General features: G+C 71.5%; 30 protein-coding genes. 1 reads left to right on the forward strand and 29 read right to left on the reverse strand.

Translation table 11 applies throughout. The features are described from left to right. Nucleotides 1-17: 17 nt before the first annotated feature. From CP974_RS06000 to CP974_RS06035, 9 genes are all read right to left on the reverse strand, one after another. Nucleotides 18-227, reverse strand: a complete 210-nt coding sequence (locus CP974_RS06000) for a hypothetical protein (RefSeq protein WP_031129176.1) — start codon at nt 225-227, stop codon at nt 18-20. 104 nt (nt 228-331) lie between these two features. After that, nucleotides 332-637 carry a hypothetical protein gene (locus CP974_RS06005; protein ID WP_150485772.1) on the reverse strand — a complete coding sequence of 102 codons (306 nt, stop codon included), beginning with the start codon at nt 635-637 and terminating at the stop codon, nt 332-334. A gap of 24 nt (nt 638-661) precedes the next feature. Next, nucleotides 662-856, reverse strand: a complete 195-nt coding sequence (locus CP974_RS06010) for a hypothetical protein (RefSeq protein WP_085921466.1) — start codon at nt 854-856, stop codon at nt 662-664. A gap of 25 nt (nt 857-881) precedes the next feature. Beyond that, nucleotides 882-1,313: an NUDIX domain-containing protein gene (locus tag CP974_RS06015; RefSeq protein ID WP_031129178.1), complete on the reverse strand. Its 432-nt coding sequence runs from the start codon at nt 1,311-1,313 to the stop codon at nt 882-884. 87 nt (nt 1,314-1,400) lie between these two features. After that, a complete protein-coding gene (locus CP974_RS06020; protein ID WP_031129179.1) occupies nt 1,401-1,586 on the reverse strand; it encodes a hypothetical protein in 186 nt (61 codons plus the stop codon). 91 nt (nt 1,587-1,677) lie between these two features. Next, nucleotides 1,678-1,839: a hypothetical protein gene (locus CP974_RS29480; protein ID WP_158100734.1), complete on the reverse strand. Its 162-nt coding sequence runs from the start codon at nt 1,837-1,839 to the stop codon at nt 1,678-1,680. 60 nt (nt 1,840-1,899) lie between these two features. Then, nucleotides 1,900-2,430 (reverse strand): DUF6197 family protein, encoded by a 531-nt coding sequence (locus CP974_RS06025; RefSeq protein WP_031129180.1) that lies wholly within the window; start codon nt 2,428-2,430, stop codon nt 1,900-1,902. Between the two features lie 366 nt (nt 2,431-2,796). Further along, complete coding sequence (locus CP974_RS06030) at nt 2,797-3,144, reverse strand: hypothetical protein (protein WP_031129181.1); 348 nt, start codon at nt 3,142-3,144, stop codon at nt 2,797-2,799. Continuing rightward, nucleotides 3,141-3,458, reverse strand: coding sequence for a hypothetical protein (locus CP974_RS06035; protein ID WP_140160859.1), 318 nt, complete (start codon nt 3,456-3,458; stop codon nt 3,141-3,143). Before CP974_RS06035 ends, CP974_RS06030 begins: the two co-directional genes overlap by 4 nt. 545 nt (nt 3,459-4,003) lie before the next feature. On the opposite strand from CP974_RS06035, the gene CP974_RS06040 reads away from it, so the two are divergent. After that, on the forward strand, nt 4,004-5,497 hold the full coding sequence (locus tag CP974_RS06040; RefSeq protein ID WP_037936761.1) for a peptide deformylase: 1,494 nt from the start codon (nt 4,004-4,006) through the stop codon (nt 5,495-5,497). 60 nt (nt 5,498-5,557) lie between these two features. On the opposite strand, the gene CP974_RS06045 is transcribed toward CP974_RS06040, so the two are convergent. The 20 genes from CP974_RS06045 to CP974_RS06130 form a co-directional block, all read right to left on the reverse strand. Beyond that, on the reverse strand, nt 5,558-5,806 hold the full coding sequence (locus CP974_RS06045) for a hypothetical protein (protein WP_031129184.1): 249 nt from the start codon (nt 5,804-5,806) through the stop codon (nt 5,558-5,560). Nucleotides 5,807-5,824: 18 nt separating this feature from the next. Continuing rightward, nucleotides 5,825-6,103 carry a hypothetical protein gene (locus CP974_RS06050; protein WP_031129185.1) on the reverse strand — a complete coding sequence of 93 codons (279 nt, stop codon included), beginning with the start codon at nt 6,101-6,103 and terminating at the stop codon, nt 5,825-5,827. A gap of 129 nt (nt 6,104-6,232) precedes the next feature. Then, nucleotides 6,233-6,463 (reverse strand): hypothetical protein, encoded by a 231-nt coding sequence (locus CP974_RS06055; RefSeq protein ID WP_031129186.1) that lies wholly within the window; start codon nt 6,461-6,463, stop codon nt 6,233-6,235. Next, entirely contained in the window at nt 6,460-7,068 is a 609-nt protein-coding gene (locus CP974_RS06060; RefSeq protein ID WP_031129188.1) for a hypothetical protein, read from the reverse strand. Before CP974_RS06060 ends, CP974_RS06055 begins: the two co-directional genes overlap by 4 nt. 21 nt (nt 7,069-7,089) lie before the next feature. Beyond that, the gene (locus CP974_RS06065; protein WP_140160860.1) at nt 7,090-7,389 is read right to left on the reverse strand and encodes a hypothetical protein; all 300 of its coding nucleotides are present in this window, start codon (nt 7,387-7,389) and stop codon (nt 7,090-7,092) included. Between the two features lie 19 nt (nt 7,390-7,408). Beyond that, entirely contained in the window at nt 7,409-7,603 is a 195-nt protein-coding gene (locus tag CP974_RS06070) for a hypothetical protein (protein WP_031129190.1), read from the reverse strand. A gap of 219 nt (nt 7,604-7,822) precedes the next feature. Next, nucleotides 7,823-8,326, reverse strand: coding sequence for a hypothetical protein (locus CP974_RS06075; protein WP_031129192.1), 504 nt, complete (start codon nt 8,324-8,326; stop codon nt 7,823-7,825). A gap of 70 nt (nt 8,327-8,396) precedes the next feature. Next, nucleotides 8,397-9,320, reverse strand: a complete 924-nt coding sequence (locus CP974_RS06080) for a hypothetical protein (protein ID WP_085921468.1) — start codon at nt 9,318-9,320, stop codon at nt 8,397-8,399. Beyond that, nucleotides 9,317-9,493, reverse strand: coding sequence for a hypothetical protein (locus CP974_RS29485; RefSeq protein ID WP_162887736.1), 177 nt, complete (start codon nt 9,491-9,493; stop codon nt 9,317-9,319). The genes CP974_RS06080 and CP974_RS29485 overlap by 4 nt, the downstream gene beginning before the upstream one ends. Further along, nucleotides 9,490-9,642, reverse strand: a complete 153-nt coding sequence (locus tag CP974_RS29490; protein ID WP_158936036.1) for a hypothetical protein — start codon at nt 9,640-9,642, stop codon at nt 9,490-9,492. The genes CP974_RS29485 and CP974_RS29490 overlap by 4 nt, the downstream gene beginning before the upstream one ends. Then, nucleotides 9,639-9,827, reverse strand: coding sequence for a hypothetical protein (locus tag CP974_RS06085; protein ID WP_031137411.1), 189 nt, complete (start codon nt 9,825-9,827; stop codon nt 9,639-9,641). The genes CP974_RS29490 and CP974_RS06085 overlap by 4 nt, the downstream gene beginning before the upstream one ends. A gap of 97 nt (nt 9,828-9,924) precedes the next feature. After that, the gene (locus CP974_RS06090) at nt 9,925-10,179 is read right to left on the reverse strand and encodes a hypothetical protein (protein ID WP_051840198.1); all 255 of its coding nucleotides are present in this window, start codon (nt 10,177-10,179) and stop codon (nt 9,925-9,927) included. After that, a complete protein-coding gene (locus CP974_RS06095) occupies nt 10,179-10,421 on the reverse strand; it encodes a hypothetical protein (protein WP_085921484.1) in 243 nt (80 codons plus the stop codon). Before CP974_RS06095 ends, CP974_RS06090 begins: the two co-directional genes overlap by 1 nt. 111 nt (nt 10,422-10,532) lie before the next feature. Beyond that, nucleotides 10,533-10,913 (reverse strand): hypothetical protein, encoded by a 381-nt coding sequence (locus tag CP974_RS06100; RefSeq protein WP_150485773.1) that lies wholly within the window; start codon nt 10,911-10,913, stop codon nt 10,533-10,535. A gap of 70 nt (nt 10,914-10,983) precedes the next feature. Continuing rightward, nucleotides 10,984-11,664, reverse strand: a complete 681-nt coding sequence (locus CP974_RS06105) for a DNA cytosine methyltransferase (RefSeq protein WP_037940367.1) — start codon at nt 11,662-11,664, stop codon at nt 10,984-10,986. A 25-nt stretch (nt 11,665-11,689) separates the two neighbouring features. Continuing rightward, nucleotides 11,690-12,121 (reverse strand): hypothetical protein, encoded by a 432-nt coding sequence (locus CP974_RS06110; protein ID WP_085921483.1) that lies wholly within the window; start codon nt 12,119-12,121, stop codon nt 11,690-11,692. Between the two features lie 22 nt (nt 12,122-12,143). After that, nucleotides 12,144-12,659, reverse strand: coding sequence for a hypothetical protein (locus CP974_RS06115; RefSeq protein ID WP_085921482.1), 516 nt, complete (start codon nt 12,657-12,659; stop codon nt 12,144-12,146). Nucleotides 12,660-12,916: 257 nt separating this feature from the next. Beyond that, the gene (locus CP974_RS06120) at nt 12,917-14,290 is read right to left on the reverse strand and encodes a replicative DNA helicase (protein WP_051839912.1); all 1,374 of its coding nucleotides are present in this window, start codon (nt 14,288-14,290) and stop codon (nt 12,917-12,919) included. Next, nucleotides 14,287-14,907 (reverse strand): DnaA ATPase domain-containing protein, encoded by a 621-nt coding sequence (locus CP974_RS06125; RefSeq protein ID WP_031135420.1) that lies wholly within the window; start codon nt 14,905-14,907, stop codon nt 14,287-14,289. Before CP974_RS06125 ends, CP974_RS06120 begins: the two co-directional genes overlap by 4 nt. Beyond that, nucleotides 14,891-15,760 (reverse strand): phage replication protein O, encoded by an 870-nt coding sequence (locus tag CP974_RS06130; RefSeq protein WP_051839910.1) that lies wholly within the window; start codon nt 15,758-15,760, stop codon nt 14,891-14,893. The genes CP974_RS06125 and CP974_RS06130 overlap by 17 nt, the downstream gene beginning before the upstream one ends. Between the last annotated feature and the right edge of the window lie 62 nt (nt 15,761-15,822).

A 15,822-nucleotide genomic window follows, 5' to 3' on the forward strand; every position in this document is an offset into this window, starting at 1 on the left:
TCACTGCAGGTGGTGGGCTAGGCGGCGGTGTCGTAGGGGCAGGGCGGGGGCTTGGCCCGGCTGGTGTGCTCGTCGACGACCGCGTCGAACAGCAAGGCGGCGAGGACGAGGACGGCGAGGGCTGCGCGGGTGGGCCAGGCGGGGACGAGACCGACGATCCACGCGAGCCCGGCGATGATCAGGGCGATGCGGGCCTTCGTCAGCCCGATCAGCAGGTCAGCAGACATGAGGAGTCCCTGCGGTTGGGGTTGGAGTTTGGTTGGGGCTGGCAAATCTCCTTGGCGCCCAGAGGCTGGGCTGGGCGCCGCGGGCATCTGTCAGGCCAGGGGGCTCAGGCGGGGCGGGGCAGGGCGCGGCAGCGCTCGGCGTGGGCCTGGGCCCAGCTGCGGGCGTCGTCCTGCGAGGCCCGCGCCCGGGCGTCGCCGCGGTAGTTGCGGTACAGGTCGTAGTCCCGCTCGTCCCGGGTCGCGCAGGCGCGGCAGGTGCTGCGGGTGGCGTAGGGGTCGTCGTAGTCGACGGTGGTCAGGGTCTCGACGTCGACGGTGAGGTCGTCGCGGCCGAGGGCGGCCCCGGCGACGGTGAGGTAGCGGGCGATGACGCCCTTGGGCCAGGCGGTGGTGAAGGCGGTGTTCTGCATGACGGGTCCTTTCGTGGTGGGTGGTCAGGCGGTGCGGCGGGCGAACTCGTAGTCGTCGATGGTGCAGCCGGCGGCCTCGGCGGCGGCCAGAGCGCGTTCGGCCAGGCGGAGGGCCTGGCGGGCCTCCTCGGAGCGCATGCCGTAGTTGAGGTAGGCGCGGTGCAGTTCCCGGTCGGCACGGATGGCGGCGACGGCGAGCTGCTGCTGCTTGGTGGTCATGTCGGGTTCTCCTTCAGGCGGGTGGTCAGTGGGTGCGGCGGGCGGCGGTGCCGTCGACGGCGGCGAGGATGTCGGCGTGGTCGAACGCCAACGGCGGCAGGTCGTCCAGGGGCCACCACTCGGCGCGGCGGGCGTCGTCGCCGGCCTTGATAGGCGTGTTGCGGATGACGGTGAGCTGGTAGGCGGCGGTGACGTACCGGCCGCGCGGGTCCCGGCCGGGGGCGTCGAACACGCCGACCAGGTCCATCTCGGCGGGCGTCGCGTAGATGCCGGTCTCCTCGGCCAGCTCGCGGACGGCCGCGGCGCGTGAGGTCTCGCCGGGGTCGACGTGCCCGCCGGGGAGCGCCCACTGGCCCTCGAACGGGGCCCAGCCGCGCTCGATCAGCAGAACGTACCCGTCGGTCCTGGTCACGATGATGTCGGCGGTGTAGCGGATCGTCTCGAACGTCTCGGTCATCTCAGCTCCTGATCAGCGGATGTGACGGGGCCGGCTTGTCTGGCTCCCCGCCCCGCCCGGGTCCGGCCCAGGCGGGACAGGCAGCCGTCAGGCCTCGGCCAGCTCGTCGAGGAGAGCGGCAGCCTCGGGGTCGCTAGTCCACTTCCGGTACTTCTCGACCAGCTCCGCCGCGTCCGCGGCCAGCCGGGTCGCGTTCGGGGCGCCGGCCTGGCGGGCCTTGACGGCCTTCACGACGACGGCGCGGGTCACCTTGCGTGCGGTCTCACGGTCCATGCGGGTCTCCTTCGGGTTCAGATGGCGTCGCGGAGTGCGGGCCACAGGTGGGTGTCGCGGGCCATCTGGTCGGGCAGCACGCGGGCGCCGATCAGGCCGCGGCCGGCGTCTTGATGGCCTCCAGCTCGTCGAGGAGCGACGAGCCGGGGTTGTGGGCGTCGTAGTCGGCGGCGAGCGCCTCCAGGCGGGCGATCTCCAGCGAGTCGCCGACGGTGAGGGCACGGGTGTAGGAGCGGATCCAGAGCTCGGGCATGACGGGTCCTTTCAGGGGCGGAGTGAAGGTGGGCTGGGGCCGGCCAGGAGGCCGCGGGGTTCAGGCGGTGGGGCCGTGCTGGTGGGCGAGGTCGGCGCCGGCGGCGAGGAGGGCGGCGATGTCGTCCCGGGTGCGGCCGACGCGCTCCGACCAGGAGTCGTGCGAGACGTAGCCGGAGCCGCCCGTGCGGGCCTTGATGAGGGCGTCCAGGACTCGCTCGGCGACCCGGTGGGTGTCGGAGTCGCTGAAGTCGCTGCGCGAGGCCTGCTTCATCGCGGACCAGAGGGTGAGGCGGGGGTCGCCGACGCTGACGAGGGTGCGGGCGATGCGCAGGACGGTGCGCAGCATGTCCTTGACGGTCATCGACTCGTCGTCGGCGATGTCCACGCCATCGCTGTCGGTGTCGCCGTAGGAGCGGACCCAGCCGTGCCTGGCGAGGAGGTCGGCGACCGTGTCGAGGTGACGGGCGACGGCCGCGCCGGTGACCGTCTCGCCGGACATGCCGGTCCAGGTGTCGGGCCGGTCGGCGAGCAGGGTAGAGGCGGCCTGGATGGTGTCGGTCCACGAGCGGCCGGCGGTGATGGTCTGCATGGCGGGTTCCTTTCGGGTGGTGGGTGGTCAGCTGGTGCGGGCTTCGCGCCGCCACTTCTGGCGCTCGGAGCGCTTCGCGCGGCGTCGGGCGGTCTTCCTGTCCCGCCCCGGCGCCTGGCCGCAGCACGGGCAGTCACGGCCGCCGGGGCCCTGCGGGCAGGCGGCACCGAGCATTCGAGGCATGACGAAACCTCCGAGAAGTACAGGCAGGTGTGAGAGGGGGTGCCGCCCCCGGCTGGGCGGGGGAATGGAATGCCGGGGGCGGCGGTAGAAGGGGCCCTCAGCGGGGCCGGGACTCGCTGCGCTTGTTCGCGTCGCGAACCTTGTCCGACAGCGCCTTGCGCTCCTCGTCGGTGAGCCTCGCCGTCACGACGCGACCCTCCCGTTGACCTCGACCGCGTAAGCGGTGGCGGAGGCCAGCAGGTCGGGCAGTTCGTCGGCCCCGGCGCCGCCCCAGCCGGCGAGGCACGCCCACAGCTTCGGCGCGTTGCTGTCCTCGAAGTCGGGGTCGGTGTCGTCGGGGGCCGGGAACCGGAAGGTGTTGACGTGGTAGCGGGCCCAGCGGCAGGCGGGCTCTTCCGTCGCGACGATGAGCACGTCACCGACACGCTGGACGTCGAGGATGCGGGCGGAGGAGGGGGTCTTGATGAAGTCGAGCGCACGGCGGGCGATCGACTCGCGCAGCGCCTGGATGCGGGTGCGGCGGATGCTCACGACAGCGCCCCCGGCTTCGTGTCGCCGGCCGGGCCGGTCGGGGTCTTGCTGCTGAGGATCTTGCCGATCAGGTAGCGGACCATCGTGTCCCGCTCCACGGCGCTCCGGCCGGAGGGGAGGACGATGCTGATCGGGCCGGACCGGTGCCGCATCACGGCACCGAGGAACGCGTCGTCCGTGATCGACGTGTCGACGATCCGGGCACCGCTCTCCGCCAGCAGCACGCGCAACGGCGCCGACGCCAGACGGGACGGGGACGGGGTCTTCGCGGCGGCGACGACGCCCGCGTTGGTACGCATGGCAAGATGGGCCATGACCACTCCTTGGGTGCAACAAGGTTTCGGTCGGCTGCCCCGAAATACCCGGTGTGTGGAAGCCCGGGTTCGGGGCAGTTTGCGTTCACCATCAGAGGCCGGTGGAAGGCGCCCCCTGGTGGAGTGCCACCACTCTGGCACAGTCGTGGACGGATGGCAATCCACCGTGCGAACATTCACCCATGCCTCACGGAGAGCACAGAATCCAAGCCCGGACCTTCCGGCCCGACCCTGCCCTCTACGCCAAAGCGCAGAAGGCCGTGAAGGCTGTCGACCCCAAGGCCACCATGAACGACTACATGGTTGCGTTCGTCCGATGGCTAGCACTCGAAACCGATGAGCTGCCTGAGCGTCCAACTCGTGAGGCACTGGACAGGGCTCTCGCTGAGGCGACGTAGCCCCTCCATGAGCCGACCGAATACTTGCGTTGCAGGTCTTGAGGCGGGCCGGTCCCGCCTTCGATGCCAGGACACCTCGAAGCGCCGATGTGAGGGCAGGCTGATCGCGGCTCACTCACACCTCACTCACACTCTCAGGGGGATGCGATGGCGGAGCGCGCCTTGATCGACGAGCGGTTCATTGCCGAGCTGAAGCGCTGGCGGGACGTGCGTGGCCTATCGCAGTCAGCGCTCGCTGCGAAGGTGGGCTACACGCCGTCCTACGTGTCGAAGGTCGAGAACGCCCAGCTGGCGCCGTCGGAGGCGTTCGCCCGCCAGGCTGACGACGTGCTGCGGGCGGGTGGGGCGCTTCGGCGCGCGTTTCGGGAGGCGGCCAGCGGCGCGCCCGCCCTCCCTGCGGCCCGGCCGGCACCAGAGCCTCAGCACGCGACGAGCTTGATCGTGGAGCACGAGGACACGGAGCTGCGCTACGACGGCCGGGCCTACCGGGCGACGCAACGCCGGCTCCTCTACAACGACAGCCCCGACCCGGTGACGAGCTACCTGATCCGGATCAGCGTCGACCGCTACCCGGGCGACCCGGAGCGGTCGAATCAGCACTACCGGCAGAACCCGCTCACCTGGGACGAGATCCAGCTCAAGGCCAGCATCGGCGGCGAGTCGATCGGGTGGCGCGTCCAGCACGACCGCGACGCGTTCAAGGAGCTGTGGCTGCTGTTCGAGAACGAGGACGGCCGCTATCCGCTCTACCCTGGCGAGTCGGCGTGGCTGGAGTACAGCTACACCGTCAGCGACGACAAGTGGGGCTCCTGGTTCCAGCGGGCAGTGCGGCTACCGACGAAGAAGCTGAGCGTTCGCCTCGACTTCCCGGCCGAGCTCGGGCCAGGGGTCTGGGGCACCGAGACGACCATGACCGCTGCGGCGTTCCCGTTCCGCCATCCGATCCGTTCCAGCGCCGAGGGGGACCGGCGCGTGTTCTCCTGGAGCACCGACGAGCCCCCTCTCCACGCCCGCTACCGACTGGAGTGGCGGTTCCGCACCAACCACACGGAGGAGACGAACCTGACCAGAACCCCCGACACGGCGAGCGGTCGCATGCAGGCCATCGGCATCGTCCAGGAGGGCGACCCGATCCTGACCACGCCGGCCCGCCTGTTCTCGCTTCCGGACGAGGCGGAAGACGCCCGCCGGGTGGTCGCCGAACTGAACTCCGCGGCGGACCGTGCCGCAACGGTGCACAACTTCGGCAAGGGCATGGGAATCGCTGCCCCGCAGATCGGCATCAACCGGTCCGCAGCGATCATCCGCACCCCGGAGGGCGAGTCGATCACGCTGTTCAACCCGCGGATCATCGAGGAGTCGGGCGGCTTCGACGAGCAGTACGAGGGCTGCTTGTCCTTCTTCGACGTGCGCGGGATGGTGCCGCGGCCCATGTCGATCAGCGTGGAGCACACCGACATCGACGGCCAGCAGCGCATCACGATCTTCGAGCGCGGTCATGCTCGGCTCGTCGCCCACGAGGTCGACCACCTGCACGGCCTGTTGTACCGGTCGAAGATGCGGCCCGGCGTTGAGCCGATCCCGGTGTCGGAGTACCGGGGAACAGGGAGCCGGTGGAGCTACTCGGAGAAGCGCCCGTAGCCCAGCCGGCCCTCGAACGCACAAAGCGCCCCCACCCATGCGGTGGGGGCGTTCTACGTCTCAACTGTGCAGGGCGTCGAGCGTGCGGATGTACACGCGTTCGATGGGTGGCCCGATGACGAGGAGGGTGACGGCGGTGTGCTGGAGGGTGAGGATCCTTTTGACGGGGCCGTCTGTGGGGTGGGCCTCGGTGGTGTTGTACGGGTCGAGGCAGACCTTGTGCAGGGCTTCGTCGAGCTCGTGTCTGGCCTGGTCGGCCAGGGAGTCCCACACGGCTTCGATCTGCGCGTTGTAGCGGAGTTTGTGCACAGGGTTAAGCGTGCCAGGTCAGGCGGCGCCGCGTGCCCGGTTCGCTGTAGCTGCGAGGCGGGCGTTGCCGTCGAGCCATTCGCCAGGGGGTTCCTCGCCGCGCTGGAGGTGGTCGATGATCTGCTGGTCGGTTTCGTCGGCGTTGAGCATGTTTTTGGCGATGCGTTCCCAGCGGGTGAAGGTGGCGAGGAGTTCGGGCGCTGGCGCTCGGTTGATCTCGGATAGGAACCGCTGGGTGAGGGTGGGGCTGCCCAGGGCTTCGCAGATGCGTTCGATGGTCCACGGTTCTGCGGTCATGCCTGCCTCCAGCACGGCTATCAGCCAGCTATCTCCCCGGTGTGTGGCCCACGGTAGCGCACCTGTGGGTGCGTGGGTTGGCGGACGCGTGAGGCGTCCGCCAACCCGGTGTCTCCCGTTGTCGGCGCCTCACTCTGTTCGAATGGTGGTGCGTTCGATGGCTCTGATGTCGAGGTAGTCGGCTTCGCTGTCGATGGCTGCGGCGGCGCCGAGGAGGTCGCAGTCGGGGTCGTCGGCGAGGTTGCGGCAGCTTTGGGCGATGGCGCGGAGGAGTGCGATGGCGGCTTCGGCGGGGATGTAGGGGTGGCCGTCGGTGCTGGTGACGATCGGGATCTTCGCGGCGGCGCGTTCCTGGGTCATGCCGCGTTCCTGGCGGCCATGGGGAGCTGGAGGACTTCGCTGTGGCTGTAGTGCTCGTGGCAGCTGGGGCAGGTCTCGCCGCGGGTGTCGAGGGTGATGCGGAGGGTGTGGCCGCAGGGGCATTGGACGGGTATGCGGCGGGGGGCGGGGTCGCCGGCGGTTTGGGTGCGGCAGGCGGTCCAGGCGCGGCGGATCTCGTGGGCGAACTCGCTGTAGGCGGGGTGCTGGGCGGCGGCCCACTGGTGGTTGAACCTGAGCGTGTTCACGGCGGCGTCGAGTTGCTGCTGGAGGGTGCCGCCGGGGACGGGGGTGGCGTGGCCGTAGGTGGCCCAGTCGTCGACCCAGGTGGCGAGGATGGTGACGATGCCGCCGCGGGCGGCGAGGGAGAGAGCTTCGAGACGGACCGGAATGGGGGCCGTGCGGCTCCCGGAGACCCTTCCGGCACTCCCAGTCCGGGCGGGGGCGAGATCGGCCGTCAGAGAGGCGTACAGGCCCTCCGGCCCGGCGAGTTCGGCGAGTTGCTGGTCGACGCGGGTGACGCAGGGCCGGCAGGTCTGGGTCTCGTCGTCGCGGAGGGTCCGGGTGCAGGCGACGCAGGTGGTCATGGCGGCTCCGATCAGGCGGGGTTACAGGTAGGTGCCGGCGGGGGCAATGTCGGTGACGCGCCGGCCGCGGGTGTAGCTGGCGCGGGGCCGGGTCGCGGGCCGAGCGTGGGCGTCGTACCGGTGCATGGGCCGCCGCCGCGGCCGGACGGTGGGGTGCCGCTGCGGTGTCTGGCGGGCGGGCGTTGTCGGCGTCGGCTCGTCCCACAGTGCGTCCTGCTGCCACGTGAGCGGGATGGCGGTCTGCCCGCGCAGGTGCACCGGTGGTGGTCCGGCGAGTTGCTGTGCTGCGGCCTGGAGGCGGCTGCGGGTGCGCGGTGTCACGAGGCTTCCTTCCTGGCGGTCAGGTGGTGCGGTGGCAGCGGCACACGCACGGGGTGCTGCAGAACTTGCAGACGGCCGGCGTCTTGGGTCCGGCTTGGCCGTGGCGGTTCTGGCAGTAGGCGTGGTCGCCGTGGAGGCAGCCGGTGGACAGGTAGTGGTGGTGGCCGGTGCGGTGGGCGAGGCGTGTGAGCGTGGTGGCGAGGCGTCCGATCACGGGATGCTCCTGGGTGGTGCGGCGCGCACGAGGTTGTGGCGGGCGTCGGCCAGCGCGTTATGTACCCCGGCCGGCTGCTCAGGCAGCTGCGTGGGCGAGGGCGGCCTCCAGCTCGGCGACGCGAGCCTTGACGGCGGCCATCTGGTCGCGCAGCTGGGCGAGGTCGTCGTCGTCGGTCATCTGGTCCGGCCGGAGGGCGGGACGGCCGGTCGGTGCCGGTCACAGGTACTCCGCGGGGGGTGTGATGGTCTCGACGGGGGCGGCCGGGATGCCGTGGAGGTCACGGAACGCCTGCTCGCCAAAGCCGTCGGGATAGGAGCGGGGCTCGCATTCGGGAGACCGCCCCGACCGGCAGATGGCGATGACGAAATCGATCTGCTCCCGGTTCTTCTCGTCGAAGTCGCGCTCGCGGGTGGCGTGGGGTGTCCTGCCGTCCATCAGGTGGAAGCGATGGGGTGTGGACATGCCGGCGGGCCACTCGCTGGGGTTGTGCCGGTCGTAGTGGTTGTCTCGCCATCGTCGGGCGAGCTCTCGGTGGGTCGGGCATAGGTCGTCGGGTATCCGGAAGGTCAGCATCAGCGGCTCCTTGGGTGGGACGGCTCGGACCGGGCGGGCCGGTCGCAGGCTCTTCAGGACGTCGTGGATGGGTCGGTCGCCGAGGGCCTGGTGGAGGTCGGTCCAGTGGAGGGCGATGTGGCGGAGGTGGTGCGCGGTGGTGGTCACGCGGGGCTCCTGGGTGGTGCGGCGGTACGGGTGCGGGGCCGGGGCGCCGGGGTGGGCGCCCCGGCAGGGGTCAGGGCTGCGGGCCGGGCCGGGCGGGCCCGTCGAGGGCGTCGCGGATGGCGAGGGCGGTCCTGAATCCGGCCTCGGTGCCGTCGGCCAGCCGGTCGGCGAGGGCGCACACGCGGTCGCGGGCGGCCTCCAGCGCGCGGGCGCGGGCCTCGGCGCGGTCGCCGCGTTCCTGCCACGCGTATCGCTCGGCGGCCATCTCCTGGCGCTGGGTGAAGAGGCGGCGGTTCACGTCCAGCTCGGCCTGCAGGTCGGCGGCGAGGCGGTCGGCGCGCTGCTCGGCGGCGGCCTCGGCGGCCTCCAACTCGGCGACGCGGGCGCGGTAGCGGGCGCAGGCCCGCAGCGCGCGGTCGAGCCGGTTGTGGGCCGCGCGCAGCGCGCCGAGGGAACCCTGGTCGCGGTGGTGTTCGAGGAGGCCGCGCAGGTTGCAGCGGCCCTGCTCCGACTTCGCGAGTCGGTAGCGGTAGCGGTCGGCGCGGTCGCGGTGCTGCTCGCCCCACTTCTGCCACTGCTCGGCGTGTGCCCGCCACTTCTGGACGGCGTCGCGGGCCTCGTTCCAGTCGGCGTCGCCCTTGGCCATGACCTGCGTGTCGATGGCGGCCTGCTGCTCCAGCTCGGCGACGCGGGCGCGGAGTTGCTGCGTCTCGGTCCGGTAGCGGGCGGCGCGCTGTCGGGCGTTGCGCCACGCGATCCGGAAGCGGGTGGCCCGGCGGGACATGCCGACCAGGCCGATGCGGTAGCGGTCAACGTAGGAACGCAGCCGCTGGATCTCGGCGTCCCCTGTGGCCAGCACCGAGTCGGCGATTTCGCAGACGGCCTGAACGGCTTCTGGGGTGTGCGTCCGGCGCGGGCGTCCGTGGAGGTCGAGGAGGGGAGGGCTGACGGCGGCGCCGAATCGGTCGCGGAGGGTGGCTTGCAGGTCGGTCATCGGGTCTTCCTTCGGGCTCGGGCGGCGGCGCGGCGGGTGGCTCGGTTCGGGCGGGGCGGGTCCGGGGTGTCGTCGTCGACGACCTCCTCGCCGGTCCAGCCGACGGTGGTGGTCCAGGTGATGCCGGGGCGCGGGGTGTGCTCGCCGCGCGGGGTGGAGGACGGGCCGGTCACAGGGTTCTCCAGATGCGGTCGGTGCAGGCGTGCGGGTCACGGCACTCGGGCTGGTTGTCCCACCAGCGGGCGCGGTCGGTGGTGAGGGGGATACGGCACCACCGGCAGACGAGCGGGCCCGCGGGCCGCGGGGCGGACGGGCCGGTCACGGCTGGGCTTTCTGGGCGTAGTCCCAGTCGAGGTGCCGCTGCTCCTGCTCGGCGGCCCAGGCGGCGGCGAAGTACGGGTCCGTCAGATCGTTCCCGGCTTCCTTCAGGGCGGCGTCGGTCTCGTACTCGGCGGCGATGGTCTCGCTGCTGAATCCGCAGTCATTCAGGTCACGGCGCGTGGTCAACGGTGTCTCCGGGTGTAGAGGTGGCGGAGGGTGGTGTAGGCGCCGGCGGTGGCGGCCGAGAGGGCCAGCCAGCCGCCAGCGACGTACAGGACGGTCGTCACCGCGGGGGCTCGGCGGTGCGGGCGGCGGCCAGGCAGGCCGCGATGATGACGGCTGAGGGCACGTCGCTCGGGAACTGGATGACGGCCCCGCCCGGGCAGTCCAGCCCCGAGTCGTCGGTGCCTCCTACGACGGCCCACACGGCGCCCGAGGGGTGGCGCAGGATGCTCAGCGGCATGTCCGCGTCGCCGATCCAGCCGTTCTCTTCCAGGGCCTCGACGACATCGAGTCGGCCCCACCAGTCGGCGGCCATCAGCGGGTCTCCTCGACGGGCCGGACGGCGGCCTGGGTGTGCGCCGGGTTCGCGGCGACCCACTCGCGGACGATCGCCTCGATCTCCAGCAGCGCGGCGTTGCCCTGCTCGATCGCCTGGTCGTTCTCCGTGCTGCCGGTCAGGGTCCGCCAGGCGCGGCGCAGGCAGCGGTTGTAGCGCACGCTGGGGTCCCTGAGCTTCTCCATGAGGCGCATGACGGCGAGGTGCTGGCTGGTGGTCATGGGGTGTCTCCTCGGGGTGGTGTGGTGGGATGGGTGCCGGGCCGCCCCGCCCTACCTGCGGGGCGGCCCTTCGCGCGTGGCCGGCCGGAACCGGATGGGCGGTCAGGCGGGTCAGATCCACTCGCCCCAGCGGCAGCCGGTGCACAACCACGCGTCGCCCTGGCGGTGGTCGGCGACGTGGTTGGAGGCGTGTTCGACGGGGGCGCCGCATTCGGGGCAGGCGTCGGGCTTGTCGGCGGGCTCGTCCGGGTCGGTGTCGTCGTCGTGGGCGGCGGGGTCGTTAACGGGGTAGTCGCTCTCCACCCAGTAGCCGCGCAGGGCGTAGCGCTCGAGGAGCTTCTCGACGTCCTGGCGGCCGCCTTCGGTGGACTCGCTGTTGCCGCCGTCGACGCGGACGGAGTAGCCGTCGGTCCAGAGGTCGATGGTGACGCGGTCGCCGGTGGGGTGGGTGAGGTTCCAGGTGTGCTGGATGTGGTCGGTGGTGTCGGTCATCGGGGTTCTCCTTCGTGCGGGGTGGGTGGGGCGGCCCTTCGCGCGTGGCCGGCCGGAACCGGATGGGCGGTCAGGCGGCGACGGCAGCCGTGGTGATCGCGGCCGCCGCGTGCTGGCCGATCCAGCGGGCGTAGGCCGGGGGAATGCACTCGCGGATCCCGTCGCGGGTCATCCACAGCACGCCGAGGTCGTCGCGGGCGGCCTGGACGCCGGAGAAGTTCCCGACGTAGTGGGCCATCTCGCCGTCCTTGCGGGGGCGGCCCATCTTGGTGATGGGCTTGTCGTGGCGGGGGTGGTGGGGCTGGGCGAGGGTGAGGCCGCCACCGGTCTCGAACCACCTGTCGCGGTAGGTGTTGAGGCCGAACATGGCGCCGCACAGCACGATCGGGTTGATGAGGTGCGGGAGGGCGCCGGGGACGTTCTCGATGACGTAGGGCCGCCCGGTGGCCTGCATGGCCTGGCGGGTGGGGGCGATGAGCATGGGGTGGGTGCGGCCCTGGATGACCTGGCAGTCGGAGTAGCCCTGGCAGGGCGGGGATCCGGCGATGAGGTCGTACTCGTGGCCGTGGGTGCGGATGTACTCCACAGCGTCGCCCTGGATGAACGGGAAGGGGTAGCGGGGCTGGGGGTGGAGGTCGACGCCGGTGACGTCGAATCCGGCGAGGTGGTAGCCCATGGAGGCGCCGCCCTGGCAGCAGAACGCGTCGAGGACGCGGAGGCCGTTGGGGGCGCGGGGCGGGAGGGTGTGCATGGGGTGCTCCTGTCGGGTGGTCGGGTCAGGTGGGTTGTCCGGTGGTCAGCAGCCGGTCGATCGTGTGGGCGACCTCGGCCGGGTGGGTGGTGTCGGTGAGGGGCTGCGGGTGGGTGGTGTGGGTGCCGTCGGCGGTGAGGCCCCAGTCGATGCCGGCGGGGTGCCAGCTGATGAGGAGGTAGGGCTGGGTGTCGGCGTGGAGGGTGCGGCGCTGCTGGGGGGTGAGGTGGATGGTGATGCCGGTAGGACGGGTCGTGTGGATGGGGTGGCCGTGGTGGGCGATGGCGTCGGCGACGGCGCGCACCCACTCGTCGGGCATCTCGTCGGCGAGCAGCTGGGCGGGCGGGGCGTTCTCGGCGGCGCGGGCGCGGGCGCGGGCGTGGCGGGCGGCCATCTGGGTGTTGTGGGTGAGGGCGGCGCCGATCGCGTCGCCGATGTGCGCGTAGTGCTCGGGCATGGGCGGGGCTCCTGTCGGGTGGTCAGGCGGCGCGGCGGCGGAGGCTGGCGGCCTGCTCGTCGGCGGCCGTCGGAGCCTGGATACGGAGTGCGGCCAGGACGGCGTTGAGGACGGTGCCGGGGTCGGCGTCGGGGTTGCCGACCGTGCCCTCGATGGCGTGCCAGGCGGAGTCGTGCTCGTTGGGAGTGAGGGTGCGGGCGGGGCGGGCGGCGGCCTGGGTGGCCTGCTGGCGTGCGTCGTCGATCCACTGGTTGATGTCGGCGCCGGCCGGGCGGGCGATGTGCTGGTCGAGCCAGTCGACGCCGTCGGTGAGGTCGGGGCCCTCGCCGAACGGGCCCTCGTACCAGGTGGTGATGTCGGCGGCCTGCTGCGGGTCGACGGCGGCCAGGGCGTGCAGGAGACGCGTCGCGAGGCCGGTGACGGCGGCGGTCTGCATCTGCCAGCCCATGACGGCCGGGTCGGCCGGCAGCGGGGAGGCGGTCGCGCGGAGGTGCAGGCGGGCCAGGTCGGTGAGGAGGGACTGCGGGGTGGTGTCCACGGTGGGCTCCTGTCGGGTGAGTGGTCAGGTAGTGGGCTGGCTGCCGCGGCAGGCCGGGCAGCGGAGGCCGGGGCTGGGGCCGCTGGGGGCGGTTCCACAGGGCCAGGCCCCGGGGCGGGCGATGTGGTAGCAAGGCGCCTCGACAGCCGACTGAGGCTGCTTCGGGACAGTCGGGGTGATGCCGGCGGCGAGGAGCAGCAGGGCGGCGAGGTCGCCCTCCTCACGGGCGGCGGCAATGTCCTCGGGCGTCAGGTCCGTCATGCGATGGCCATGTCGACGAAGCGCGCGTAGTGGCCCTGGAAGGCCACCGTGATGGTGCCGGTGGGGCCGTTGCGGTGCTTGCCGACGATCAAGTCGGCCTCGCCGGCGCGGGGTGACTCCTTCTCGTAGGCGTCCTCGCGGTGGAGGAGGATCACGATGTCGGCGTCCTGCTCGATCGATCCGGACTCGCGCAGGTCGGACACCATCGGCTTCTTGTCGGTGCGCTGCTCGGGCCCGCGGTTGAGCTGGGCGAGGACGACGACCGTGATGCCGAACTCCTTCGCGAGGAGCTTCAGCTGCCTGGACAGCTCCGACACGGCAACCTGCCGGGACTCGGCCTTGGGCGCCTGCATGAGCTGCAGGTAGTCGACGACGACGAGCCGCAGCCCGGCGGTGCGGACAAGGTTGCGGACGCGGGCACGCAGAGCAGCCACCGACAGGTTCGCACCGTCGTAGATGTGCAGCGGAGCCGGCTGGATCCGCTGGGCGTTCTTGGCGAGCCGGGCGACGGCCGCGGGATCGTCACCGAGGGAGCCCTGCTTGACGTGGTGGAGGGCGACCTGAGCTTCGGCGCAGACGATGGAGTTGCTCAGTTCGTCCTTGCCCATCTCCAGCGACTCGAAGAGGGTCGGGATGTTGTTCTTGATCGCTGCGGCGCGGGCGAGACCGAGGGCGAACGTGGTCTTGCCCATGGCGGGGCGGGCGCCGACGACGACGAGCTGCCCGGGCGCCCATCCTCCGGACATCAGCTCGTCGAGGTCGATGAATCCGGTGGGGATGCGGTCGTCGAGGGTGGGCGGGGTGACGGCGCGTTCCAGCACGCCGGCGAGGAGGTCGCCGACGAGGGCGCCGTCGTCGCTGTCGGTGGCGCGCACGACGCCGTCGAGTTCGGTCTGGGCGGCGGAGATGTCGGCGTCGGCGTCGAACGCGGCGGATCGGGCTCGGGTGATGCACGTGTGGCCGTGGGCCTCGAGGCGCCGGGCGACGGCGGTCCTGGAGATCTGCTGGGCGTGCCAGGAGGCGGAGCCGGGCTGGGCGTGGTTGTACAGGTCGGTGAGCTGGTCGAGGGTGAGCGGGATGGTGGGCATCCGCCCGTCGGCACGCCATGCCTGCAGTTGCCGGTCGACGGCGAGGTAGCGGATCTCGCCGTCGCGGAAGTGGGGGGCGAGGTGCTCGACGGCGTACCAGACCCACCGGTAGCGGTCGTCGGTGAAGTCGGCGGGGTCGAAGCCGTCGGCGTACAGCTCGTCGACCTGGGAGGGGCGGGCCATGACGGTGGCGGCGAGGATGCGTTCGGCGTCGAGGTCGGCGATGACGCTCGGCCCGGCGGGCGTCTCGTCGAGGGGGGCGTCCCACAGGTCGGTGCTCACGCGGCGGCCCCCTTGCGGCGGTCATCGCCCTCGAGGAGGAGCACTCCGCCGCGGAACATCTCTCGCATGCGGGACTGGACGCGCTCGCCGACGATGGCCTCGGTCTCGCCGGGCAGCACGTCGCAGGTGATGAGCACGGGCCGGCGGTTGATGTACCGCTCGTCGAAGATCTCGTAGAGGCGTTCCTGGGTCCAGCCGGACGGGGAGACGCGGGCCGCGGCAAGGTCGTCGATGTACAGCAGGTCGGTGCGCTGGAGCTGGGCGGTGAGGGTGCGGCCGTCGTAGTCGTGGTTGTTGGGCTGGAGCGCGTCGAAGAGGCGGGTGGAGCGCCACGTCTGGATGGTGGGCTGGCGGCCGGTGTTGGCGATCCGGCGGTCGAGCCAGAGGCGGGTGGCCTGCCAGGCGGTGTGGGTCTTGCCAACACCGATGGCCCCGGTGAGGAACAGGTTCTGGGGGGCGTCGTCGGCCTGGGCGGCCCAGTGGGCGGCAAGGGGGTGGAGCGGGATGTCGTGCTGGTAGATCACCGGGGTGCGGCCGAGGTACGCGGCGACGGCGTCCTCGCGGCGTTCGCGGTAGACGGACTCGCGCGGGTCGGGCTGGTCAGAAGTTGAGGGCACGCTGCTTCTCCTCTTCGGTCATGTGGTTCAGGTCGCGGGGGGAGGTGCGGGGGCCGGGGGTGCGCTTGCGCTGTTCGGCGACGGCTTGGCGGCGGAGGGTGTCGTACTTCTGGCGGAGCTTGGCGGGGCTGAGGATGTGCGCCTGCCAGAAGTCGTTGGTGTGGGCCCAGTCGATGGCGGCGATGGCCTGGTCGGGGGTGACGCCGTCCTTGTCGAGCAGGAGCCGGATGTCGCTTCGCCACTTCTTGGTGATGGCGGGCTTCTTGCTGCCGCCCTTCTCGATCACGGCGGCGAGGTGCCGGCAGATGCGCTCGACATCCGTCCGGGGAGGGGCATCGTCGGACGCCGAAGGCTCCGACTCCTCTTCTTTCCCTGCTCCCTGCTCCCTGCTCCCTGCTCCCTGCTCAGGGCGGATGGTTTCCGGAGTCCTCTGGAAGTCCTCCGGAGGGTTTCCGGAGTCGTCCGGAGGATTGGGGTTCTGCTGGTCAGAGGGGGTCTCGGCGTCGCGGAGCACCTGTTCGGGCCTGGGGTAGCGCGGTTTACGCGGGTGACTGACCTTCTGGTGCTCAGACCAGTTGGTGATGGCCAGCAGAGCCTTTCCGGAGGCTTCATAGAAGGTGACGAGGCGGTTCTCCTGAAGGCTCCGGAGATCCTCGCGAGTCCTCTGGAGGATGTCCGGAGCCTCTTCGAGGGGCCAGATTGCGGCCCGGATGAGGCGCGGGTCCGCCAGGCCCACGCCGTTGTCGTCGACGTAGGTCCACAGCCCGATGAAGGTGAGCCGAGCGGAGATCGGCAGGTCGGCGATCGTGAGCGAAGTGAAGAACTCCGGCTTGATCGAGCGGATGCGTGCCATGCGGCGGTCTTCTTCCTGATGGCGGTGGAGTCGGCGGGATGGTCTAGGTGGTGACGCAGGTC

The sequence above is a fragment of the Streptomyces fradiae ATCC 10745 = DSM 40063 genome, from assembly GCF_008704425.1.
In the GTDB taxonomy this organism is placed as follows: Bacteria; Actinomycetota; Actinomycetes; order Streptomycetales; family Streptomycetaceae; genus Streptomyces; species Streptomyces fradiae.

Coding starts and splice junctions, on each gene's coding strand:
- CP974_RS06000 (WP_031129176.1), bottom strand. CDS start 227: ATGTCTGCTGACCTGCTGATCGGGCTGACGAAGGCCCGCATCGCCCTG.
- CP974_RS06005 (WP_150485772.1), bottom strand. CDS start 637: ATGCAGAACACCGCCTTCACCACCGCCTGGCCCAAGGGCGTCATCGCC.
- CP974_RS06010 (WP_085921466.1), bottom strand. CDS start 856: ATGACCACCAAGCAGCAGCAGCTCGCCGTCGCCGCCATCCGTGCCGAC.
- CP974_RS06015 (WP_031129178.1), bottom strand. CDS start 1,313: ATGACCGAGACGTTCGAGACGATCCGCTACACCGCCGACATCATCGTG.
- CP974_RS06020 (WP_031129179.1), bottom strand. CDS start 1,586: ATGGACCGTGAGACCGCACGCAAGGTGACCCGCGCCGTCGTCGTGAAG.
- CP974_RS29480 (WP_158100734.1), bottom strand. CDS start 1,839: ATGCCCGAGCTCTGGATCCGCTCCTACACCCGTGCCCTCACCGTCGGC.
- CP974_RS06025 (WP_031129180.1), bottom strand. CDS start 2,430: ATGCAGACCATCACCGCCGGCCGCTCGTGGACCGACACCATCCAGGCC.
- CP974_RS06035 (WP_140160859.1), bottom strand. CDS start 3,458: ATGGCCCATCTTGCCATGCGTACCAACGCGGGCGTCGTCGCCGCCGCG.
- CP974_RS06040 (WP_037936761.1), top strand. CDS start 4,004: ATGGCGGAGCGCGCCTTGATCGACGAGCGGTTCATTGCCGAGCTGAAG.
- CP974_RS06050 (WP_031129185.1), bottom strand. CDS start 6,103: ATGACCGCAGAACCGTGGACCATCGAACGCATCTGCGAAGCCCTGGGC.
- CP974_RS06055 (WP_031129186.1), bottom strand. CDS start 6,463: ATGACCCAGGAACGCGCCGCCGCGAAGATCCCGATCGTCACCAGCACC.
- CP974_RS06060 (WP_031129188.1), bottom strand. CDS start 7,068: ATGACCACCTGCGTCGCCTGCACCCGGACCCTCCGCGACGACGAGACC.
- CP974_RS06080 (WP_085921468.1), bottom strand. CDS start 9,320: ATGACCGACCTGCAAGCCACCCTCCGCGACCGATTCGGCGCCGCCGTC.
- CP974_RS06090 (WP_051840198.1), bottom strand. CDS start 10,179: ATGGCCGCCGACTGGTGGGGCCGACTCGATGTCGTCGAGGCCCTGGAA.
- CP974_RS06095 (WP_085921484.1), bottom strand. CDS start 10,421: ATGACCACCAGCCAGCACCTCGCCGTCATGCGCCTCATGGAGAAGCTC.
- CP974_RS06100 (WP_150485773.1), bottom strand. CDS start 10,913: ATGACCGACACCACCGACCACATCCAGCACACCTGGAACCTCACCCAC.
- CP974_RS06105 (WP_037940367.1), bottom strand. CDS start 11,664: ATGCACACCCTCCCGCCCCGCGCCCCCAACGGCCTCCGCGTCCTCGAC.
- CP974_RS06110 (WP_085921483.1), bottom strand. CDS start 12,121: ATGCCCGAGCACTACGCGCACATCGGCGACGCGATCGGCGCCGCCCTC.
- CP974_RS06130 (WP_051839910.1), bottom strand. CDS start 15,760: ATGGCACGCATCCGCTCGATCAAGCCGGAGTTCTTCACTTCGCTCACG.